Genomic DNA, 19,576 nt, shown 5'->3' with positions numbered 1-19,576 from the left:
TCGGCGAAGCTCGGCAGCACGGCGACGATGCGCTTGCCCGCCATGCCGGGGCGCTCGGCCAGCTCGACCGCGGCGGCGACCGCGGCGCCCGAGGAGATTCCGCCCGGAACGCCCTCGAGCCGGGCCAGCTTGCGCGCCATCTCGAAGGCGGTCTCGTTGCCGATGGTCAGCACCTCGTCGATGACGCTGGTGTCCAGGATCGCCGGCACGAAGCCGGGACCGATGCCCTGGATCTTGTGCGGCCCCGGCTCGCCGCCCGAGAGCACGGGGCTGTCCTCGGGCTCGACCGCGACGATTCGCACCTCGGGCCGGCGCGCCTTCAGCACCTTGCCGACGCCGGTGATGGTGCCGCCGGTGCCGACGCCGGCGACGAAGACGTCGAGCTCGCCGCCGGTGTCGGCCCAGATCTCCTCGGCGGTGGTCTCGATATGCACCTTGGGGTTGGCGGCGTTCTCGAACTGCTGCGGGATCACCGCGCCTTCGATGTCGGCGGCGAGCGCCTGGGCGCGGGCGATGGCGCCCTTCATGCCCTGCTCGGCCGGCGTCAGCTCGAGCCGCGCGCCGAGCAGCGCCAGCATCTTGCGCCGCTCCATCGACATGGACTCGGGCATGACCAGGACCACCTTGTAGCCCCGCGCCGCGCCGGCGAAGGCCAGCGCGATGCCGGTATTGCCCGAGGTCGGCTCGATGATGGTCGCGCCCGGCTTCAGCCGGCCCGCCAGCTCCAGCGCATCGATCATCGACACGCCGATGCGGTCCTTCACCGAGCTCAGCGGGTTGAAGAACTCGAGCTTGGCGCAGATCTCGGCCTCGAGCCCGAGATCGGCCCCCAGGCGCGCGAGCCGCACCAGGGGCGTCGATCCGATCGTCTGAGTGATGTCGTCATAGATCCGGCCGCGCGGGTGGGCGGTGTACATGTGGCTCTGTCTCCCTCGGTGAATGCGATCAGATGGTGAAATCGGGCGGGGCCTTGGTACCGTGCGCGACGCCCAGCTTGCGGGCGCGCCGGCACAGGTCCTCCATGGTCACCTCGTCGAGGCGGCCGAGCACCGCGTCGCGGGTCTCGGTCCACAGCGGCCCGACCACCTTCTCGCCAAGCTCGGCCTGGCTGATGGGCTCGCGGTCGCCCTCCTCGTCGAGCTGGTCGACGACGCGCACCACGTCGCCGACCGTGATGCGCCTGCGTTCGCGCGCCAGCGTATAGCCGCCCTTCGGGCCGCGCACGCCCTTGAGGATGCCGTGGTGCACGAGCTGCTGCATGACCTGCTCGAGATAGCGCTGCGGGATGCCCTGCCGCGCGGTGATGTCCTTGGACTGCACCGGGTCGGGGCGGGCATTGTAGGCGACATCGAGCACCGCCTCGAGCGCCAGCATGGTCTTGCGCGTCAGCCTCAGCATGGCCGCCCTCCCGTCTCCTCTAGTTGCGCCCGGTGGAGCCGAAGCCGCCTTCGGCCCGCGTGCTGCCGGGCAGCTCGTCCACCTCGACGAGGCGCGCCTGCGCCACGGGCGCCACGACCATCTGGGCGATGCGCTCGCCGTGGCGCACCGTGTAGGTCTCGGCGCCGAGGTTCACCAGCAGCACCAGCACCTCGCCGCGGTAATCCGCATCGATCGTGCCGGGGCTGTTGGGCAGCGCGATGCCGTGCCGCGCCGCCAGCCCCGAGCGCGCCCGCACCTGGCCCTCGAAGCCCGGCGGGATCGCCATGGCCAGCCCGGTGGGCACCAGGGCGCGGCCGAGGCTGGGCAGCTTAAGGCCCGTCGCGCGCTCGTGCGGGGGCAGGCAGGCGCGCAGGTCGAGCCCGGCCGCGCCCTCGGTGGCATAGGCGGGCAGCGGCAGCGCCGGGTCGTGATGCCCGAGCCGGGCGACGGCGATCTCGGGCTGGCTCATGCCATGCCCTCGCGCTCCAGCGCCTCGGCGATGCGCGCGGCCAGGCGCCGGGCGACCTCGGCCTTGCTGGCGCGCGGCCAGGCCTCCGCGCCCGACTCGGTGACCAGCGTCACGGTGTTGTCGGTCCCGCCCATGATGCCGGTCTCGGGGCGCACGTCGTTGGCGACGATCCAGTCGCAGCCCTTGCGCACGCGCTTGGCCTCGGCATTGGCCAGCACGTCGTCGGTCTCGGCGGCGAAGCCGACGACGAGCGCGGGGCGCTTGCCCGCGGGCATTTGGGCGACGGTCCTGAGGATGTCCGGGTTCTCTGCCAGCACCAGCTCGGGGCACGCACCCGTGCCGTCCTTCTTCATCTTGCTGGCCGAGGCCGTCTCGACCCGCCAGTCGGCCACGGCCGCGGCGAAGACGGCGGCCTGGGCGGGCAGCGCCGCCTCGACCGCCCCAAGCATCTCGCGCGCCGTCTCGACCTTGACGATCCGCGGCCCGGGCGGCAGCGGCGCGGTGGCCGGCCCGGTGACCATGACCACCTCGGCGCCCAGCGCGTGCAGGGCCGCGGCGATGGCAGATCCCTGCGTGCCCGAGGAGCGGTTGGCGATATAGCGCACCGGGTCGATCGGCTCATGCGTCGGGCCCGAGGTGACGATCACGCGGCGGCCCGCCAGCGGGCCCGATCCCGCCAGGTGCGCCGCGATGGCGGCGAGGATCTCGCCGGGCTCGGCCATGCGGCCCGGGCCGTACTCGCCGCAGGCCATCTCGCCCTCGTTCGGCCCGACCACGGCGATGCCGTCAGCCGTCAGCGTGGCGAGGTTGCGCTGCGTCGCCGCGTGCTGCCACATGCGCACATTCATCGCCGGTGCGATCAGCACCGGGGTGTCGGTGGCCATGAGCAGCGTCGAGGCAAGGTCGTCGGCGTGCCCGCCGGCCATCTTCGCCATCAGGTCGGCGGTGGCCGGCGCCACCACCACGAGATCGGCCACGCGGCTGAGCTCGATATGGCCCATCTCGGCCTCGTCGGTCAGGTCGAACAGCGCCGTGTAGGCCCTGGCGCCGGCCAGCGAGGCCGCGGCCAGCGGGGTGACGAACTCCTGCGCCGCGCGCGTCAGCACGGGCGTCACCGCGCCGCCTTCCTTGCGGATCAGGCGGATCAGCTCGAGGCTCTTGTAGGCGGCGACGCCGCCGCCGATGATCAGCAGTATCCGCCTGCCCTGCACCGCTGTGCCTCCTTGCGGGCGGCCGTGAATGGGGTTCACGCGAAAGCCCGCCAGCTAACTGTAGTATGTGCGTCCGCCCGTTCAACAGGCAAATGCGCCGGCAAGGGCGCAGGCAAGTGCGATGGCGCGCGTCAGGCCAGCAGGAAGAAGGCGCTGGCGGCGGCGAGCCCGGTGGCGAAGCCCCCGATCAGCCAGGGCCAGCGGATGGCGGGCCGCTCCACTTCCGCCACGGGCGGGTTCTGGCGGCGGGTGCGCGCCTCCTCGGCCAACAGCACCAGCTCCTCGGCGAGCCCCGGCAGGCGGGGGCCGAGCCGCGCCACCACCCGCATCGTCTGGCCGAGGTCGCGGGCGATCTGGGCGGGGCCCAGATTGGTCCGGATCCAGCCCTCGACCACGGGCCGCGCCGCCTCCCACATGTTGGTGTGCGGGTCGAGCGAGCGCGCCACGCCCTCGACCACGACCATGGTGCGCTGCAAGAGAATCAGCTCGGTCCGCGTCTCCATGCCGAAACGTTCCGCGGTCTCGAGTAGCTGGGCCAGCAGCCGCGCCATCGAGATGTTGGACACCTCCTGCCCGTGGATCGGCTCGGCGATGGCGCGCAGCGCCTGCGCGAAGGCGCCGACATCGCGGTCGGGCGGCACGTAGCCCGCCTCGAAATGCACCTCGGCGCCGCGCCGGTAGTCGCGGGTGATGAAGCTGTAGAGGATCTCGGCATAGTGACGCCGGGTGATCGGGTCGAGCCGGCCCATGATGCCGAAGTCCACCATGACCAGGGTGCCGTCCGGGCCGACCTTGAGATTGCCCTGGTGCATGTCGGCATGAAAATAGCCGTCCCTGAGCGCGTGGTTGAGGAAGATGCGCACCAGGCGCGTGGCGATCTCGGTCAGGTCGTGCCCGGCCGCGGCCAGGGACTCACGCTCGAGCGGCAGGCCGTCCACCCATTCGAGCGTCATCACCTTGCGCGCCGTGCCCGCCCAGTAGACATCGGGCACCAGGAGGCGCTCGTCCTCGCGCGCGTTGTCGCGGTACTCGTTGGCGGCGGCCGCCTCGAGGCGCAGGTCGAGCTCGGTCGAGACCACGCCCTCGAAATGCGCCACCACCGCGGTGGGGCGCAGCCGGCGCGCCCCCGGCACGATCGCCTCGATCAGCCGCGCGATGAAGTAGAAGGCGGCGATGTCGCGGCGGAACTGGCCGCGGATGCCCGGGCGCAGCACCTTGACCGCCACCTTCCTGCCGGTGGGGATCCACACCGCCGGGTGGACCTGGGCGATCGAGGCGGCGGCCACCGGCTCGCCCAGCTCGCCGATCAGGTCCCAGGCGCGGGGGCCGAGATGGCCGACGATGATCGCCCGCGCCGCGTCGGCCGGAAACGGGCTGAGGCGATCCTGCAGGTAGCGCAGCTGGGCGCCGAGCTCGTCGCCGGTCACGTCGGGCCGGGTCGACAGCACCTGGCCGAACTTCACATAGGCCGGACCCATCGCCTGCAGCGCGCGCGGCAGGGGCGGCAGCTCGGGGTTGCCCGGCCGCCCGAACACGCCGAGCGGCCAGGTGAAGGCGCGGATCACCAGCCGCGGCCAGCCGCGGACCTCGAACGCGTCGAGGATCGAGGAGACCGCGCCGGTCCGCTCGAAGGTGGCGCCGGTGCGGAAGAGGCGCCACAGGTGCTGGGCGGGACCGAGCATGGATCAGAGCCGCCAGCCCGAATGCAGCGCCGCGACGCCGAGCGAGAGGTTGCGCCAGGCGACGCGTTCGAAGCCGGCGGCGCGGATCATCGCGGCAAAGCGCTCCTGGTCGGGGAAGCGGCGGATCGACTCGACGAGGTACTGGTAGCTCTCGCGGTCGCCCGTCACCAGCCGGCCCAGCGGCGGGATGACGTTGAACGAGTAGCGGTCGTAGAGCCATTCGAGCGCCGGCACCGGGACCTGCGAGAACTCGAGGCAGAGAAAGCGCCCGCCGGGCCTGAGAACGCGGTAGGCCTCGGCCAGCGCCGCCTCGATCCGGGTGACGTTGCGGATGCCGAAGGCGACGGTGTAGGCGTCGAAGCTCTTGGCCGCGAAGGGCAGCGACTCGGCGTCGCCCTGGACCCACTCGATCGGCCCCAGCCCGTTGCGCTGGGCGCGGCGGCGCCCCTCCTCCAGCATCGCCTGGGTCATGTCGCACACGGTGACCTCGCCGCGCCCCTTGACCCGGCGCAGGAAGCGGAAGGCGACGTCGCCGGTGCCGCCGGCCACGTCGACCAGCCGCATGCCCGGTCGCGGCGCCAGCCAGTCGACCAGCGCGTCCTTCCAAAGCCGGTGGATGCCCCCCGACATCAGGTCGTTCATCAGGTCGTAGCGCCGCGCCACCGAGGAGAACACGCCCTCGACCAGCCCGGCCTTGTCGGACTCCGGCACGCTGCGGTATCCGAAATGCGTCTCGGCCGGGCCTTGGCCCGCCGCTTCGCCTGGTTTTTCCTGGGCTCCCTCGGTCATGGCCCGACTACATAGCGCGGCGAACCCGTTCGTGCTATGGCGCTTTTCGTCCCCCCGGAGCGCGCGCGATGCCCGAGCTGCCCGAAGTCGAAACCGTCCGCCGCGGCCTCGAGCCCGTGCTCGCGGGGCACGTGCTCGCCCGCGTCGAGCAGCGCCGCGCCGATCTGCGCTGGCCCCTGCCCGAGCGATTCGCCGAACGGCTGACGGGCCGCCGCGTCGAGCGGCTCGGGCGGCGGTCGAAATACCTGCTGATCGGGCTCGCGGGCGGGGAGATGCCGCCCGAGACCTGGCTCGTGCATCTGGGCATGTCGGGCCGGATGCTGGTGGGCGGCGCGACGCTGGGGCGGTTCCGTGCCGCCGCGCCGGCCCCGGGGCCGCACGACCACGTCGTGGTCACCACCGACGCGGGCGCGGTCATCACCTACAACGACGCGCGCCGCTTCGCCGCCATGGACCTGTGGCCGACCGAGGACATCGGGTCGCACCGGCTGCTCGCCGGGCTGGGCCCCGAGCCGCTGGGCAACGCGTTCAGCGGCGCGGCGCTGGCCACCGCGTTCATGGGCAAGCGGACCTCGGTCAAGGCGGCGCTGATGGACCAGCGCGTCGTGGCGGGGCTCGGCAACATCTATGTGTGCGAGACGCTCAACCGCGCGGGCATCCATCCCGCGCGGCTGGCGGGAAGCCTGTCGCGCCCCCGCGTCGAGCGGCTGGCCCGCGCCATCGTGGCGACGCTGACCGACTCCATCGCGGCCGGAGGCTCGTCCTTGCGCGACTACCGGCAGAGGGATGGCGAGCTGGGCTATTTCCAGCATGCCTTCCGGGTCTACGACCGCGAGGGCGCGCCCTGCCCCACCGAGGGCTGCCGAGGCACGGTGCGGCGCATGCTGCAGGCAGGCCGGTCCACCTATCATTGTCCGCGCTGCCAGCGCTGAGCCGCTTGATCGGCCCCCCCGCCCCGGCTAAATGCTGCCGGACGCCCCCAGCCAACGGGAGACTCCCATGGCCTACGAGAACATCGTCGTCGAGACGCGCGACCATGTCGGACTGATTCGGCTCGACCGGCCGAAGGCGATGAACGCGCTCAACAGCGCGCTGATGCGCGAGCTCGGCGACGCGCTCGAGAAGTTCGACGCCGACGACAACATCGGCGCCATCGTGCTGACCGGCAGCGAGAAGGCCTTCGCCGCGGGCGCCGACATCAAGGAGATGCAGTCCAAGAGCTTCGTCCAGGCCTACCGGGAGGACTTCATCACCGCCGAGTGGGAGACGGTGACGCGCATCCGCAAGCCGGTGATCGCCGCGGTCGCCGGCTACGCGCTGGGCGGGGGCTGCGAGCTGGCCATGATGTGCGACTTTATCCTGGCCGCCGACACGGCGAAGTTCGGCCAGCCCGAGATCAACCTGGGCGTCATGCCGGGCGCGGGCGGCACCCAGCGACTCACTCGCTTCGTCGGCAAGTCGAAGGCGATGGAGATGAACCTCACCGGCCGCTTCATGGACGCCGAAGAGGCCGAGCGCTCCGGCCTCGTCAGCCGCATCGTGCCGGCCGACGACCTGATTGACGACGCCATGGCAACCGCAGCGAAGATCGCCGAGATGGGCCGCGTCGCGGTTCTGGCCGTCAAGGAGGCGGTGAACCGCGCCTACGAGACCACGCTGGCCGAGGGCGTGCGCGGCGAGCGGCGCCTGTTCCACGCGCTGTTCGGCACCAAGGACCAGAAGGAAGGCATGGAGGCCTTCGTCGAGAAGCGCAGCGCCACGTTCAAGGGCGAATGATCGGCGCTCGGGCAAACTGGCGCCGCGACCGTTGACGGGCCCCTGGCGCTGGTGTATCGACGCGCTCCATTCTCGCGAGCACAGAGAGACGGAACGACAGCATGGCCAACACGCCATCGGCAAAGAAGCGCGTGCGCCAGATCGCCCGGCGCACCCAGGTGAACAAGGCGCGCCGGTCGCGCATCCGCACCTTCATCCGCAACGTGGAAGCGGCGATCGCCGCGGGCGACAGGGACGGGGCGCTGTCTGCACTGCGCGCCGCCCAGCCCGAGATCATGCGCGGCGCGGGCAAGGGCGTGTTGCACCGCAACACGGCGAGCCGCAAGATCTCGCGCCTGCAACAGCGCATCAACCACCTCCCGGCCTGACGGCCCGTCCCGACGCCGGCCACGCGCTGCCCGCGGGCGGCGGCTGTTGCCTTGGCGTCACGCAATCGTCATGTTCGTGTTTCCTTCCCGTGTTCGGCGGGCCGGTTTTCGGTTAAGGTTTTCGCTCCCGCCGAGTCGGGGTCCCGAAGATAAATATGTCGCACGACGCTTTGGTTTCGCCGCGGTTCTCGTGTGTGGTATATTGATGCGTGTTTTGTTAATTACTTATTCAGTATTTTGAATGTGCGGCCGTTTCACAACAATATCGGCGCGAGTATGGAAAACTTCTTGCCCCGAATCTGACTCACCGGTTACCCCTAGTCGCCGCCACGGGTGCAGCAGGTCTGTCAGAGAGGACGGGGGGAGCCGATGCAAGCGGTCCGGCCGATCGTTGACGAAGTCGATCCGGTCGCGGCGTACCGCCTTCTCGAGTCCTCCTCCACGACGGCCCTGGTCGATGTGCGCACGCGCGCGGAGTGGGCCTTCGTGGGCGTGCCGGACCTCTCCGCCACCGGCCGGCCGCTGTGGCAGGTGGAGTGGACCCGGTTCCCGCAGATGCAGCCGAACACGGGTTTTGTCGAAGAACTGACCGAGCAGATGAGCGGCTCGGTGCCCTCGCGCCTGCTGTTCATCTGCCGCTCGGGCGCACGCTCGATGGCGGCGGCCGAAGCCGTCGCCGCGGCGCTGGCGGAGCAGGGCGTGACGGCCCACTGCACCAACGTGGCGGAGGGATTCGAAGGCGGGCTCGACCCCGAGGGACATCGCGGGCGAATCGCCGGATGGAAGGCACGGGGGCTTCCTTGGCGCCAGAGCTGAGAGAGCCCCGCGGGGTGCGCCCGGTGTGGGACGGGTGCTGCGTGATACAGGGATGGATTCGGGACAATCATGAACATGGCAGACAGAGGAGAGAGCAGCGGCGCACATTCGGGCTCTGAGTTTGACGGACTTTGGCAAAGAGTGCTGGAGACGGCGGAGCGTGAGCTTGGGACCGATTGCGTGGCACAGTGGCTCAGGCAGGTTCGCTTGGCCTCCATTTGCGAAGACCGCGCGATTCTCTCGGCCAACACCGCCTTTCTCGCCGACTGGGTCGAGCGCAATTACGGGCGGCACCTGCTGCGCATCATCCGGGATATCGAGCCCGGGCTGAGCCGCATCTCGATGACGGTCGCGCCGGGCGGGCTCGACGCGAGCGGCGTGCCGGGGCCGGTCTCGCGGGACATGGCGCGGGAGGAGACGCGGCAGGAGACACGGCAGGACGCGCCCGCGGCCAACGGCAAGGCGTCCGAGGCGCCGGCGCCCGCCAATGACGGGCTGCTCTCGGCGCCGCTCGACCCGCGCTTCACCTTCGCGACCTTCGTCGTCGGCAAGCCGAACGAGCTGGCCTATGCCGCCGCGCGCCGGGTGGCCGAGACCGCGGACGCCTCGTTCAATCCGGTCTTCCTCTATGGCGGCGTCGGCCTGGGCAAGACCCACCTGATGCACGCCATCGGCTGGCATCTGCGCCAGTGCCGGCCCGAGTGCAAGGTGCTGTATCTCTCCGCCGAGCACTTCATGTACCGCTTCGTGCAGGCCTTGCGCTTTCGCGACACGCTGACCTTCAAGCAGCAGTTCCGCTCGGTCGACGTGCTGATGGTCGACGACGTGCAGTTCATCTCGGGCAAGGATTCCACGCAGGAGGAATTCTTCCACACCTTCAACGCCCTGATCGACCAGAAGAAGCAGATCGTGATCTCGGGCGACCGCAGCCCCGAGCGCATCGACGGGCTGGAGGAGCGCATCCGCTCGCGCCTGCAATGGGGGCTGGTGGCCGACATCCACCCCACCGACTACGAGCTGCGCCTGGGCATCCTGCAGGCCAAGGCCGAGACCATGGCCGCGAACGAGCCGGGCTTCGACATCGACCCCAAGGTGCTGGAGTTCCTGGCGCACCGCATCAGCTCGAACGTGCGCGTGCTCGAGGGGGCGCTGACGCGGCTGTTCGCCTTCGCCTCGCTGGTGGGACGGCGGATCACGCTCGACATGGCGCAGGAGTGCCTGGCCGACCTGCTCCGCTCGGCCGACCGCAAGGTCACCATCGAGGAGATCAAGCGCAAGGTGTCCGACCACTACAACCTGCGCATGACCGACCTCGTCTCGGCCCGGCGCGCGCGCAATGTGGCCCGGCCCCGGCAGGTGGCGATGTTCCTCGCCAAGACGCTCACCTCGAAGTCGCTGCCCGAGATCGGCCGCGGCTTCGGCGGGCGCGACCACACCACGGTGATCCATGCCGTGCGCAAGATTGAGCAGCTGCGCGAGACCGACAGCCAGCTCGCCGAGGACGTCGAGCTCCTGCGCCGGATGCTGGAGGGCTAGCCCCACGATCTTGTGGCGCATGGGGCATTGAATCCCAAGATGAATTGGCTAGTGTGGTTTTCCGGCTAGCCAACGGGCCCGGGTTGCGGCCCCGCCGAGGGATGGATTGAGGCGATGAAGGTCACGATCGAGCGCAGCGCACTCCTCCGCGCGATGAGCCACGCCCAGGGCATCGTCGAGCGCAAGAACACCATCCCGATCCTCGGCAACGTGCTGATCGAGGCCGAGGCCGAGCGGCTGGCGATCCGCGCCACCGATCTCGACATCGAGATCATCGAGCACGTCCCCGTCGCGGCCGAGCAGAAGGGCGCCGTGACGGCGCCCGCGCACCTGCTGCACGAGATCGTGCGCAAGCTGCCCGAGGGCGCCCAGCTCGCGCTGGCCGCCGACGCCGGTGCGGGTCGGCTCAACGTCTCGGCCGGGCGCTCGCATTTCGCGCTCGCCACCCTGCCGCGCGAGGACTTCCCCGTGATGGCCTCGAGCGAGTACGCCTGCACCTACGCGGTGCCGGCGCCCGCGCTCAGGCGCCTGTTCGAGAAGTCGCAGTTCGCCGTCTCGACCGAGGAGACGCGCTACTACCTCAACGGCGTCTACCTGCACCCCGCCTCCGAGGGCGAGCGGCAGGTGCTGCGCGCCGTGGCCACCGACGGTCACCGCCTCGCGCGCATCGACGCCGAGCTGCCCGAGGGCGCCGCCGAGGCGCCCGGCGTGATCGTGCCGCGCAAGACCGTGGGCGAGCTCAGGAAGCTGCTCGACAGCGACGAGGGCGAGATCGAGGTGTCGGTCTCGGAAACCAAGATCCGCTTCGCCGTCAATGGGCTGGTGCTGACCTCGAAGGTGATCGACGGCGCCTTTCCCGACTACACGCGGGTGATCCCCGCCGGCAATACCAAGCGCATGGAGGTCGACGCCGCCGACTTCGCCGCCGCGGTCGGCCGTGTCGCCACGCTGAGCCAGGAGCGTTCGCGCGCGGTCAAGCTCGCCATGGACGAGGACCGCCTGACGCTGTCGGTGAACAGTCCCGACGCCGGCAGCGCCGAGGAGGAACTGGCGGTGGCCTATGCCGACGAGGCCATGGAGATCGGCTTCAACGCCCGCTACCTGACCGAGATCGCCGGCCAGATCGACCGCGAGAACGCGGTCTTCCTGTTCAACAACCCCGGCGACCCGACGCTGGTGCGCGAGGACGACGACGACTCCGCCGTCTACGTCGTGATGCCGATGCGGGTGTGATGCCCGGGCACGGCGCCCCGCGCCTGCGGGCGGATGCCGTCGCGACCGGCCCTTTCCGCCTCGCCGTCACCGCGCTCAGGTTTGCGCATTTCCGCTCCTACGAGGCCTGCACCGTCGAGACCGGCGGCGCTTCCGTGGCGCTGTTCGGGCCCAATGGCGCGGGCAAGACCAACATCCTCGAGGCGGTGTCGCTGCTGGTGCCCGGCCGCGGCCTGCGCCGCGCGGGCGCCGAGGAGATGGTGCGCCGGCCGGGCGGGCCCGGCTGGCGCGTCCGCGCCGAGCTCGCCACGCCTGCCGGCCCGGTCGAGATCGTCACCGGCGTCGACGGCGCGGGCACCGCGCGGCGCACGGTGGAGATCGACGGCAAGGCCGCGACCCAGACGGCGCTCGGCCGGCACGTGCGCATGGTCTGGCTCACGCCCGCCATGGACCGGCTGTGGTCCGAGGCGGCAGGCGAGCGGCGGCGCTTCCTCGACCGCCTCGCGCTGGGCTTCGAGCCCGACCACGCCGAAGCCGCGCTGGCCTATGAGAAGGCGATGCGCGCGCGCAACCGGCTCTTGCGCGAGCCGCCCTGGGACGATGCCTGGCTCGCCGGGCTCGAGGCGCAGATGGCGCGCGCGGGGGCGCGGATCGCGCGCGCCCGGGCCGACGCGCTGGTGCGCTTGCAAGCAGCGCAAGGCCCCCTCTCGGAAGGGTGTCAAACATTGTTTCCGCAAGCGAAAATGGCTATCTTGGGCGAGATGGAAATGCGCTTTTCCGAGGCGCTTCGCGCCGGCCCCGGAGCCGAGTCGGATCTCGATTCGCTGGAAGGGGTGGAGGCGGCCGCGCTGGCGCGGGCGCTGACCGAGTCGCGTGCGCGCGATGCCGCTGCCGGGCGCACGCTGACCGGCCCGCATCTGAGCGATCTCGAGGCGATCTATGCCGCCAAGGACATGCCCGCGGCGGCCTGCTCGACCGGCGAGCAGAAGGCGCTCCTGATCTCGGTCGCGCTGGCCAATGCCCGGGCGCTGGCCGAGGCCACCGGGGCGGCGCCGGTCCTGCTGCTCGACGAGGTCGCCGCGCATCTCGACGCCGCCCGTCGCCGCGCGCTTTTCGCCGAGATCGAGGCGCTCGGTGCCCAGGCCTGGATGACCGGCACCGGGGCCGGCCTGTTCGACGGCGTCGCCCCCGCGACGCTGCATCTGGCGGTCAGCGAAAGCGGCGGACGCTCCGCCCTGGCCGGGGCCTGAGCATGGACCAGCGCGTCAGCCTGATCACGCTTGGCGTGCGCGACGTCGCCCGCGCCGCCGCCTTCTACGAGGCGCTCGGCTGGCAGCGCACGGTCGAGAGCCTGGACGAGATCGCCTTCTTCCAGCTCGCCGGCCAGGCGCTCGCGCTCTACCCGCGCCAGATGATGGCCGAGGACCTCGGCCGCGAGACGGGCGAGGGCCCCGGCGCGGTGGCGCTGGCGCAGAACCTCGCCGAGCGCGCCGGCGTGGACCGGCTCTTCGCCGAGGCCATCTCGGCCGGCGCCACGCCGCTCAGGCTGCCGCACGAGACGCCCTGGGGCGGCTACGTCGCCTATGTCGCCGACCCCGACGGGCACGCCTGGGAATTCGCCCACGTGCCGGATTTCCCCCTGAACGAGGACGGCACGCTCACCCTCCCGAGCGCCTCCTGAAGCAAACGAACGAGAACACGGATGGCAGACGAGCAGACGTCGAGCGAGCAGACACCCTCGGAATACGGCGCCGAATCGATCAAGGTGCTCAAGGGCCTCGAGGCCGTGCGCAAGCGGCCGGGCATGTATATCGGCGACACCGATGACGGCTCGGGGCTGCACCACATGGTCTACGAGGTGGTCGACAACGCCATCGACGAGGCGCTGGCTGGCTATGCCGACATGGTGCGGGTGACGCTGCATGCCGACGGCTCGGTCTCGGTCACCGACAACGGCCGCGGCATTCCCACCGAGATCCACGCCGGCGAGGGCGTCTCGGCCGCCGAGGTCATCATGACCCAGCTCCATGCGGGGGGCAAATTCGACCAGAATTCCTACAAGGTCTCGGGCGGGCTGCACGGCGTCGGCGTCTCGGTCGTCAACGCGCTCTCCGAGTGGCTGGACCTGACCGTGTGGCGCAACGGCAAGGAGCACTTCGCCCGCTTCGAGGAGGGCGAGACGGTGAAGCCGCTCGAGGTCGTGGGCGACTCGCGGGGCGAGCAGGGCACGCGGGTGCGCTTCCTCGCCTCGCCCAAGACCTTCACCAACATCGAGTACAGCTACCGCACGCTCGAGCACCGGCTGCGCGAGCTGGCCTTCCTGAACTCGGGCGTGCGCATCGTGCTGCGCGACCAGCGCCACGCCGACGCGGTCGAGACCGAGCTGCACTACGACGGTGGCGTCGAGGCGTTCGTGCGCTATCTCGACCGCGCCCGGAGCGCGCTGATCCCCAACCCCATCGCGGTGCAGGGCGAGCGCGAGGGCGTCACCGTGGATGCCGCGCTGTGGTGGAACGACGGCTACCACGAGAACGTGCTCGCCTTCACCAACAACATCCCGCAGCGCGACGGCGGCACGCATCTCGCGGGCTTCCGCGGCGCGCTGACGCGCACCATCAACAACTACGTCGCGGCCTCGGGCATCGCCAAGAAGGAGAAGGTGACGCTGACCGGCGACGACGCGCGCGAGGGCCTGACCTGCGTCCTGAGCGTCAAGGTGCCCGACCCGAAGTTCTCCAGCCAGACCAAGGACAAGCTGGTCTCGTCCGAGGTCCGGCCCGCGGTCGAGAGCCTGATCTTCGAGAAGCTCGGCGAGTGGTTCGAGGAGAACCCGAACGAGGCCCGGGTGGTGGTGACCAAGATCGTCGAGGCGGCGCTGGCGCGCGAGGCGGCACGCAAGGCGCGCGAGCTGACCCGGCGCAAGTCGGCCATGGACATCGCCTCGCTGCCGGGAAAGCTGGCCGACTGCCAGGAGAAGGACCCCGCGAAGTCCGAGCTCTTCATCGTCGAGGGCGACTCGGCGGGCGGCTCGGCCAAGCAGGGCCGGTCACGCCAGAACCAGGCGGTGCTGCCGCTCAGGGGCAAGATCCTCAACGTCGAGCGCGCCCGCTTCGACAAGATGCTGTCGAGCCAGGAGATCGGCACGCTGATCACCGCGCTCGGCACCGGCATCGGCCGCGAGGAGTTCGACATCTCCAAGCTGCGCTACCACCGGATCATCATCATGACCGACGCCGACGTGGACGGCGCCCATATCCGCACGCTGCTGCTGACCTTCTTCTACCGGCAGATGCACGAGCTGATCGAGGGCGGCTACCTCTATATCGCCCAGCCGCCGCTCTACAAGGTGACCCGGCGCACGAGCTCGCGCTACTGCCGCGACGAGCGCGAGCTCGAGGACTATCTCACCGGCGAGGGCATCGAGGGGGCCGTGCTGACGCTGGCCTCGGGCGCCCAGGTCGCCGGCGAGGACCTACGCCGGCTTGTCGAGGAGGCGCGGCGGGTGCGCGCGCTCTTGGGCGCCTTTCCCACCAACTACCCGCGCTTCATCATCGAGCAGATGGCGATTGCCGGCGTGCTCAGGCCCGGCCTCTCGGCCCGGGACGCCGAAACGGTCGCCGCCCGGCTCGACACGCTCGCACCCGAGACCGAGCGCGGCTGGCAGGCCGAGCCCACCGACGACGCCGGCGTGCGCTTCACCCGCGTGCTCAGGGGCGTCACCCAGAGCCACTTCATCGACGGCTTCGCGCTGCGCGCCGCCGAGGCGCGCCGGCTTGCGTCCATGAGCGCCGGCCTCGCCGAGACCTACGGCGCCCCGGCGCGCCTGGGGCGCAAGGACCGAGAGGTGCCGATCCGCGGCCCCTCCGAGCTCATCGACGTGATCATGGCCGAGGGCGAGAAGGGTGTCTCGCTGCAGCGCTACAAGGGCCTGGGCGAGATGAACGCCGACCAGCTGTGGGAGACCACGCTGGACCCCGAGGCGCGCACGCTGGTGCAGGTCAGGATCGACCCCACCGCCGAGACCGACGAGATCTTCTCGCGCCTGATGGGCGACGTGGTCGAGCCGCGCCGCCAGTTCATCCAGGAGAACGCGCTGTCGGTGGAGAACCTCGACATCTGAGCGCGGCTTGCATTGACCCGGCCTCCTGCCGTTGGAGCCGCGCTGCCCCCGGGTGTGACCCGGGGCCTCTCGTCGGCGGCCGTCGCAGAAAGCCCCCGGCTCGGGGGCCGGGGCAACGGTATGTCCGATGATGGGGTCCAGTCGGCGCGAGATGGCATGCGCCACGTCGCATCGCGCCGGGTCGCTCACTGCGCCGGCGGCACGATATCCACCCAAACGAGCCGGTGGTACGAGCTCGCGGGATTGCGCCCGCCCGCCACCAGCCGGGCCAGCGGGTCGCCGGGCGGCGGCCAGAACACCCCTGCCCCGGTGACCTCCAGTCCCGCCGAGGGCAGCACGTAATCCACCCGCAGGTTGCCTGGCCCCGGCGTGTCGGCCCAGTCGGCCGTATCCAGCGCCGCCGGGCCCGCCTGGGTCCGGTTAGCCCCGCCCTGCGCCACCGAGGCGGCCTCGGCCCCGGCGCTCGCCGGGCGCGGGTCCTGGAGCCGCGGATCGGCGAGCAGCGCCCGGATGGCCCCGCGCCGCGCCGCGCCGTCGACAGGATCGGCATTGAGGTCGCCCAGCACGACGAAGGCCGCGCCCGGGCCGAGCCCGCCGCTGCGCCCGTTGTCGTCGACGATCCAGCCGGCGCCGTCGACCAGCCCTCTCACGAGCCGGATCTCGTCGGCATTGCGCCGCCCGTTGCGGTCCTCCGGGCCGTCGAAGACCGGCGGCGTCGGGTGGCTTGCCACGACATGCAGCACTGCACCGCCCGGCAGCGTCACCGGCACGTCCCAAAGGCTCTTCGAGCTCAGCCTCAGCGCCCGCCAGACCGCGTCCGGATAATAGGGCGCCCCGTCCGGCTTCACCGGCCGGTCGGCACCGGGCAGGTCCGCCCAGCGGAATTTGCGGAAGCTGCGGATCCCGGCATGGTCGATCGGCAAGCGGCTCAGCACCGCCATGCCGTACTGGCCGGGGAAGACGCCGTAGCCGAAGGCGTCCTGTGGCCCGCCGCGCCGCCCGTCGCCATTGAGGTCGTGGCCCGAGGGCACGCCGGTGTTCACCGGCCCCTGATAGAGGAACGGATAATCGAGCCCCGCCAGCCCCCCGGCCCCGGCGCGCAGCCGCTCGGCGAAGCGGCTCAGCGCCAGGTGCGCGGGGTCGCGGTCGACCTCGAGCAGCACCAGGATGTCGGGCCGCACCCGCAGCACGATCTCGGCCACCGCCGCGACCTGCGCGCTGCCCTTGGCCATCTCGGCCGCCAGCAGCCCAGCACCGCGCCGCGACAGCGCCGCGTTGAAGACGGCGACCCGGATGCTTTCGGGCGCCCGCGTCTGCCAGGGCTCGGCGGCCCCGGCCCGCCCGGCCAGGGCGAGCCCGAGTGCAAGGACCAGTGCCGCCGCCGCCCTCACCCGGCCGGCGCGCTCAGCCAGGGAAAGCGGCCATCGTAGGCCTTCTCGAACCGCTCGATCCGGCTCTCTTTCTCAAGCGTCAGCGCGATGTCGTCGAGCCCATTCAACAGGCAGTGCTTGCGGAACGGCTCGACCTCGAAGCGAATCTCGCCGCCATCGGGGCCGGTGATGGTCTGGTTCTCGAGATCGACGGTGATGGTGGCGTTGGCGCCGCGCTCGGCGTCCTCCATCAGCTTGTCCACGTCCTCTTGCGGCAGCTTGATCGGCAGGATGCCGTTCTTGAAGCAGTTGTTGTAGAAGATGTCGGCGAAGCTCGGCGCCACCACGCAGCGGATGCCAAAGTCGAGCAGCGCCCAGGGCGCGTGCTCGCGGCTCGAGCCGCAGCCGAAATTCTCGCCCGCCACGACCATCTTGGCATTGCGGTAGGCCGGCTTGTTCAGCACGAAGTCCGGGTTTTCGCTGCCGTCGTCGCAATAGCGCATCTCGAAGAACAGCGCCTCGCCCAGTCCCGAGCGCTTGATAGTTTTGAGGAACTGCTTGGGAATGATCATGTCGGTGTCGACATTGATCATCGGCAGGGGTGCTGCGACGCCGGTCAGCTTGTCGAATTTCTCCATCGGTGCGATCTCCTTCGGGGCCGCCCGCCCCGGTTCCCTGACACGCCCCGCCCGCAGCCCGGATGGGCGAGGACGGGAGGCAAATCCCGAGGCGGCGCGCCGCGCCGCCTCTCCGGCAGCGCCGCCCTCACAGCAGCTCGCGCACGTCCGTGAGGTGGCCGGTGATCGCGGCCGCCGCGGCCATGGCGGGGCTCAACAGATGCGTGCGGCCGCCGCGGCCCTGGCGCCCCTCGAAATTGCGGTTCGAGGTCGAGGCGCAGCGCTCGCCCGGGCTGAGCTGGTCGGGGTTCATGCCCAGGCACATGGAGCAGCCCGCCATGCGCCAGTCGAAGCCGGCCTGCTTGAGGATCTCGGCCAGGCCCTCCTCCTCGGCCTGGGCGCGCACCAGGCCCGAGCCCGGCACCACCATGGCCCGGATCCCCTCCTTGACCCGCTTGCCCTTGACCAGCCTGGCCACCTCGCGCAGGTCCTCGATGCGCGCATTGGTGCACGAGCCGATGAAGACCGTGTCCACCGCGATCTGCGAGAGCGGCGTGCCGGGCTCGAGCCCCATGTAGTCGAGCGCGCGCCGCGCCGCCGCCTGCTTCGAGGGGTCGCTCATCGCCGCGGGGTCGGGCACGCGCCCGGTGATCGGCAGCACCTGCTCGGGGCTGGTGCCCCAGGTGACCACCGGCGCAATGTCCTCGGCCTTCAGCGTCACCACCTTGTCGAACCGGGCGCCCTCGTCCGTGCCGAGCGAGCGCCAGTAGTCCACCGCGGTGTCCCACAGCTTGCCCTGAGGCGCCTTCGGGCGACCCTTGAGATAAGCGAGGGTGGTCTCGTCCGGTGCGATCAGCCCGGCGCGCGCGCCGCCCTCGATCGCCATGTTGCACACGGTCATGCGCCCCTCCATCGAGAGGGCGCGGATCGCCTCGCCGCAATACTCGATGACGTGGCCGGTGCCGCCCGCCGTGCCGGTATGGCCGATGACCGAGAGCGTGATGTCCTTGGCGGTGACCCCCAGCGGCAATGTGCCGGTCACCTCGACCTTCATGTTCTTCGACTTGGCCGTGACCAGCGTCTGCGTCGCCAGCACGTGCTCGACCTCCGAGGTGCCGATGCCGAAGGCCAGCGCGCCGAAGGCGCCGTGGGTCGCGGTGTGGCTGTCGCCGCACACGATGGTCATGCCGGGCTGGGTCAGCCCCTGCTCGGGGCCGATGATGTGCACGATGCCCTGGCGCACATCGGCGACGTCGAAGATCTCGACGCCGAAGTCCTTCGCGTTCTTGCGCAGGGTCTCGACCTGGATGCGCGACTGCTCGTCCTCGATGCTCTCGGCGCGATCCACGCTGGTCGGCACGTTGTGGTCGGGCACGGCGAGCACCGCCTCGGGGTGGCGCACAATGCGGCCGGTCATCCTCAGCCCCTCGAAGGCCTGCGGGCTGGTGACCTCGTGCACTAGGTGGCGATCGATGTAGAGCAGGCAGGTGCCGTCCTCGGCCTCGTCGACCAGGTGGGCGTCCCATATCTTGTCATAGAGTGTCTTCGGCGCGGTCATTTTCGGAATCTCCGGGGGTCTGTCCTTCGGCGTATCGCCAGGGCGAGCAAAGCGGCGCGACGCGGCGCCCGTCGGGGCTCAGCCCTCGAGCATGACGCTGGCCCGGCGCGCATGGAAGCGCCAGGGCAGGCGGGCACGGTCGGCCAGGATCACGAGGCGCATCCGGTACGTCATGGCGGCGAGTGTTACTCCCGGGCCGCGCCTTCGGCAAGCATTCGGCGTCACAGCTCGCTCGCCAGCACCAGCGCGTCGTCGCGGCTGCCGTCGGGGCGCTGGTAATAGCCCTTGCGCCGGCCGACTTGCGAATAGCCTGCGGCCGCATAGAGCGCCCGGGCGGCCGCGTTGGCGGCGCCGACCTCGAGGTAGAGCCTGCGCGCCCCGGCGGCCCGGGCCCCGGCCTCGCAGGCGGCGACCAATGCCCGGCCCAGCCCGGCGCGCCGCGCCTCGGGCACCACCGAGACGGTCAGAAGCTCGGCCTCGTCGGCCGCCACGCGGTAGAGCGCGAAGCCAGCCGGCGCCAGGCCCTCGCCCGCGGCGTGGCGCTCGTGATGGGCCAGCCTGAGCCCGATGCCGGGCTCGCTCAAAAGCGCCAGCAGCTCCGGCCCGCTCCAGGGCCGGCCCTCGTCGGCGAAG

The 19,576-nt window shown here is 71.0% G+C and carries 19 protein-coding genes; 9 read left to right on the top strand and 10 right to left on the bottom strand.

Annotated features, from left to right (window positions below):
- From cysK to ubiE, 6 genes are all read right to left on the bottom strand, one after another.
- Nucleotides 1-917 (bottom strand): cysteine synthase A (gene cysK / locus AC32QD_RS15855; RefSeq protein WP_492011479.1); only part of this gene is annotated, 917 nt, incomplete at its 3' end.
- Between the two features lie 28 nt (nt 918-945).
- Complete coding sequence (locus AC32QD_RS15850; RefSeq protein ID WP_492011478.1) at nt 946-1,398, bottom strand: RrF2 family transcriptional regulator; 453 nt, start codon at nt 1,396-1,398, stop codon at nt 946-948.
- Between the two features lie 19 nt (nt 1,399-1,417).
- On the bottom strand, nt 1,418-1,888 hold the full coding sequence (gene dut / locus AC32QD_RS15845) for a dUTP diphosphatase (RefSeq protein WP_492011477.1): 471 nt from the start codon (nt 1,886-1,888) through the stop codon (nt 1,418-1,420).
- Entirely contained in the window at nt 1,885-3,099 is a 1,215-nt protein-coding gene (gene coaBC / locus AC32QD_RS15840; RefSeq protein ID WP_492011476.1) for a bifunctional phosphopantothenoylcysteine decarboxylase/phosphopantothenate--cysteine ligase CoaBC, read from the bottom strand. The genes dut and coaBC overlap by 4 nt, the downstream gene beginning before the upstream one ends.
- Nucleotides 3,100-3,230: 131 nt before the next feature.
- Nucleotides 3,231-4,781: a 2-polyprenylphenol 6-hydroxylase gene (gene ubiB, locus AC32QD_RS15835; protein WP_492011475.1), complete on the bottom strand. Its 1,551-nt coding sequence runs from the start codon at nt 4,779-4,781 to the stop codon at nt 3,231-3,233.
- A 3-nt stretch (nt 4,782-4,784) separates the two neighbouring features.
- The gene (ubiE, locus tag AC32QD_RS15830) at nt 4,785-5,570 is read right to left on the bottom strand and encodes a bifunctional demethylmenaquinone methyltransferase/2-methoxy-6-polyprenyl-1,4-benzoquinol methylase UbiE (RefSeq protein WP_492011474.1); all 786 of its coding nucleotides are present in this window, start codon (nt 5,568-5,570) and stop codon (nt 4,785-4,787) included.
- A gap of 68 nt (nt 5,571-5,638) precedes the next feature.
- On the opposite strand from ubiE, the gene mutM reads away from it, so the two are divergent.
- From mutM to gyrB, 9 genes are all read left to right on the top strand, one after another.
- Nucleotides 5,639-6,502 carry a bifunctional DNA-formamidopyrimidine glycosylase/DNA-(apurinic or apyrimidinic site) lyase gene (mutM, locus tag AC32QD_RS15825; protein ID WP_492011473.1) on the top strand — a complete coding sequence of 288 codons (864 nt, stop codon included), beginning with the start codon at nt 5,639-5,641 and terminating at the stop codon, nt 6,500-6,502.
- 67 nt (nt 6,503-6,569) lie between these two features.
- Nucleotides 6,570-7,346 carry an enoyl-CoA hydratase gene (locus AC32QD_RS15820; RefSeq protein WP_492011472.1) on the top strand — a complete coding sequence of 259 codons (777 nt, stop codon included), beginning with the start codon at nt 6,570-6,572 and terminating at the stop codon, nt 7,344-7,346.
- A gap of 101 nt (nt 7,347-7,447) precedes the next feature.
- Nucleotides 7,448-7,714: a 30S ribosomal protein S20 gene (gene rpsT, locus AC32QD_RS15815; protein ID WP_492011471.1), complete on the top strand. Its 267-nt coding sequence runs from the start codon at nt 7,448-7,450 to the stop codon at nt 7,712-7,714.
- A 369-nt stretch (nt 7,715-8,083) separates the two neighbouring features.
- Nucleotides 8,084-8,530, top strand: coding sequence for a rhodanese-like domain-containing protein (locus tag AC32QD_RS15810; protein WP_492011470.1), 447 nt, complete (start codon nt 8,084-8,086; stop codon nt 8,528-8,530).
- Nucleotides 8,531-8,605: 75 nt separating this feature from the next.
- Nucleotides 8,606-10,066: a chromosomal replication initiator protein DnaA gene (dnaA, locus tag AC32QD_RS15805; protein ID WP_492011469.1), complete on the top strand. Its 1,461-nt coding sequence runs from the start codon at nt 8,606-8,608 to the stop codon at nt 10,064-10,066.
- 114 nt (nt 10,067-10,180) lie between these two features.
- On the top strand, nt 10,181-11,299 hold the full coding sequence (dnaN, locus tag AC32QD_RS15800; RefSeq protein ID WP_492011468.1) for a DNA polymerase III subunit beta: 1,119 nt from the start codon (nt 10,181-10,183) through the stop codon (nt 11,297-11,299).
- On the top strand, nt 11,299-12,528 hold the full coding sequence (gene recF / locus AC32QD_RS15795) for a DNA replication/repair protein RecF (protein WP_492011467.1): 1,230 nt from the start codon (nt 11,299-11,301) through the stop codon (nt 12,526-12,528). The genes dnaN and recF overlap by 1 nt, the downstream gene beginning before the upstream one ends.
- A gap of 2 nt (nt 12,529-12,530) precedes the next feature.
- Complete coding sequence (locus AC32QD_RS15790) at nt 12,531-12,959, top strand: VOC family protein (RefSeq protein ID WP_492011466.1); 429 nt, start codon at nt 12,531-12,533, stop codon at nt 12,957-12,959.
- 21 nt (nt 12,960-12,980) lie between these two features.
- Complete coding sequence (gene gyrB / locus AC32QD_RS15785) at nt 12,981-15,398, top strand: DNA topoisomerase (ATP-hydrolyzing) subunit B (RefSeq protein ID WP_492011465.1); 2,418 nt, start codon at nt 12,981-12,983, stop codon at nt 15,396-15,398.
- Nucleotides 15,399-15,583: 185 nt separating this feature from the next.
- Here gyrB and AC32QD_RS15780 read toward each other — a convergent pair whose 3' ends face one another.
- The 4 genes from AC32QD_RS15780 to AC32QD_RS15765 all read right to left on the bottom strand — a co-directional run.
- The gene (locus AC32QD_RS15780; RefSeq protein ID WP_492011464.1) at nt 15,584-16,789 is read right to left on the bottom strand and encodes an endonuclease/exonuclease/phosphatase family protein; all 1,206 of its coding nucleotides are present in this window, start codon (nt 16,787-16,789) and stop codon (nt 15,584-15,586) included.
- Complete coding sequence (gene leuD / locus AC32QD_RS15775) at nt 16,786-17,406, bottom strand: 3-isopropylmalate dehydratase small subunit (protein ID WP_492011463.1); 621 nt, start codon at nt 17,404-17,406, stop codon at nt 16,786-16,788. The genes AC32QD_RS15780 and leuD overlap by 4 nt, the downstream gene beginning before the upstream one ends.
- A 127-nt stretch (nt 17,407-17,533) precedes the next feature.
- A complete protein-coding gene (gene leuC / locus AC32QD_RS15770; RefSeq protein WP_492011462.1) occupies nt 17,534-18,943 on the bottom strand; it encodes a 3-isopropylmalate dehydratase large subunit in 1,410 nt (469 codons plus the stop codon).
- Between the two features lie 221 nt (nt 18,944-19,164).
- The coding region (locus AC32QD_RS15765) for a GNAT family N-acetyltransferase (protein ID WP_492011461.1) at nt 19,165-19,576 on the bottom strand (412 nt) is incomplete at its 5' end.

It is taken from the genome of Thermohalobaculum sp. (genome assembly GCF_058622915.1).
The sequence above is the reverse complement of the archived record's forward strand: the minus strand, read 5'-3'. Positions and strand labels throughout refer to the sequence as shown.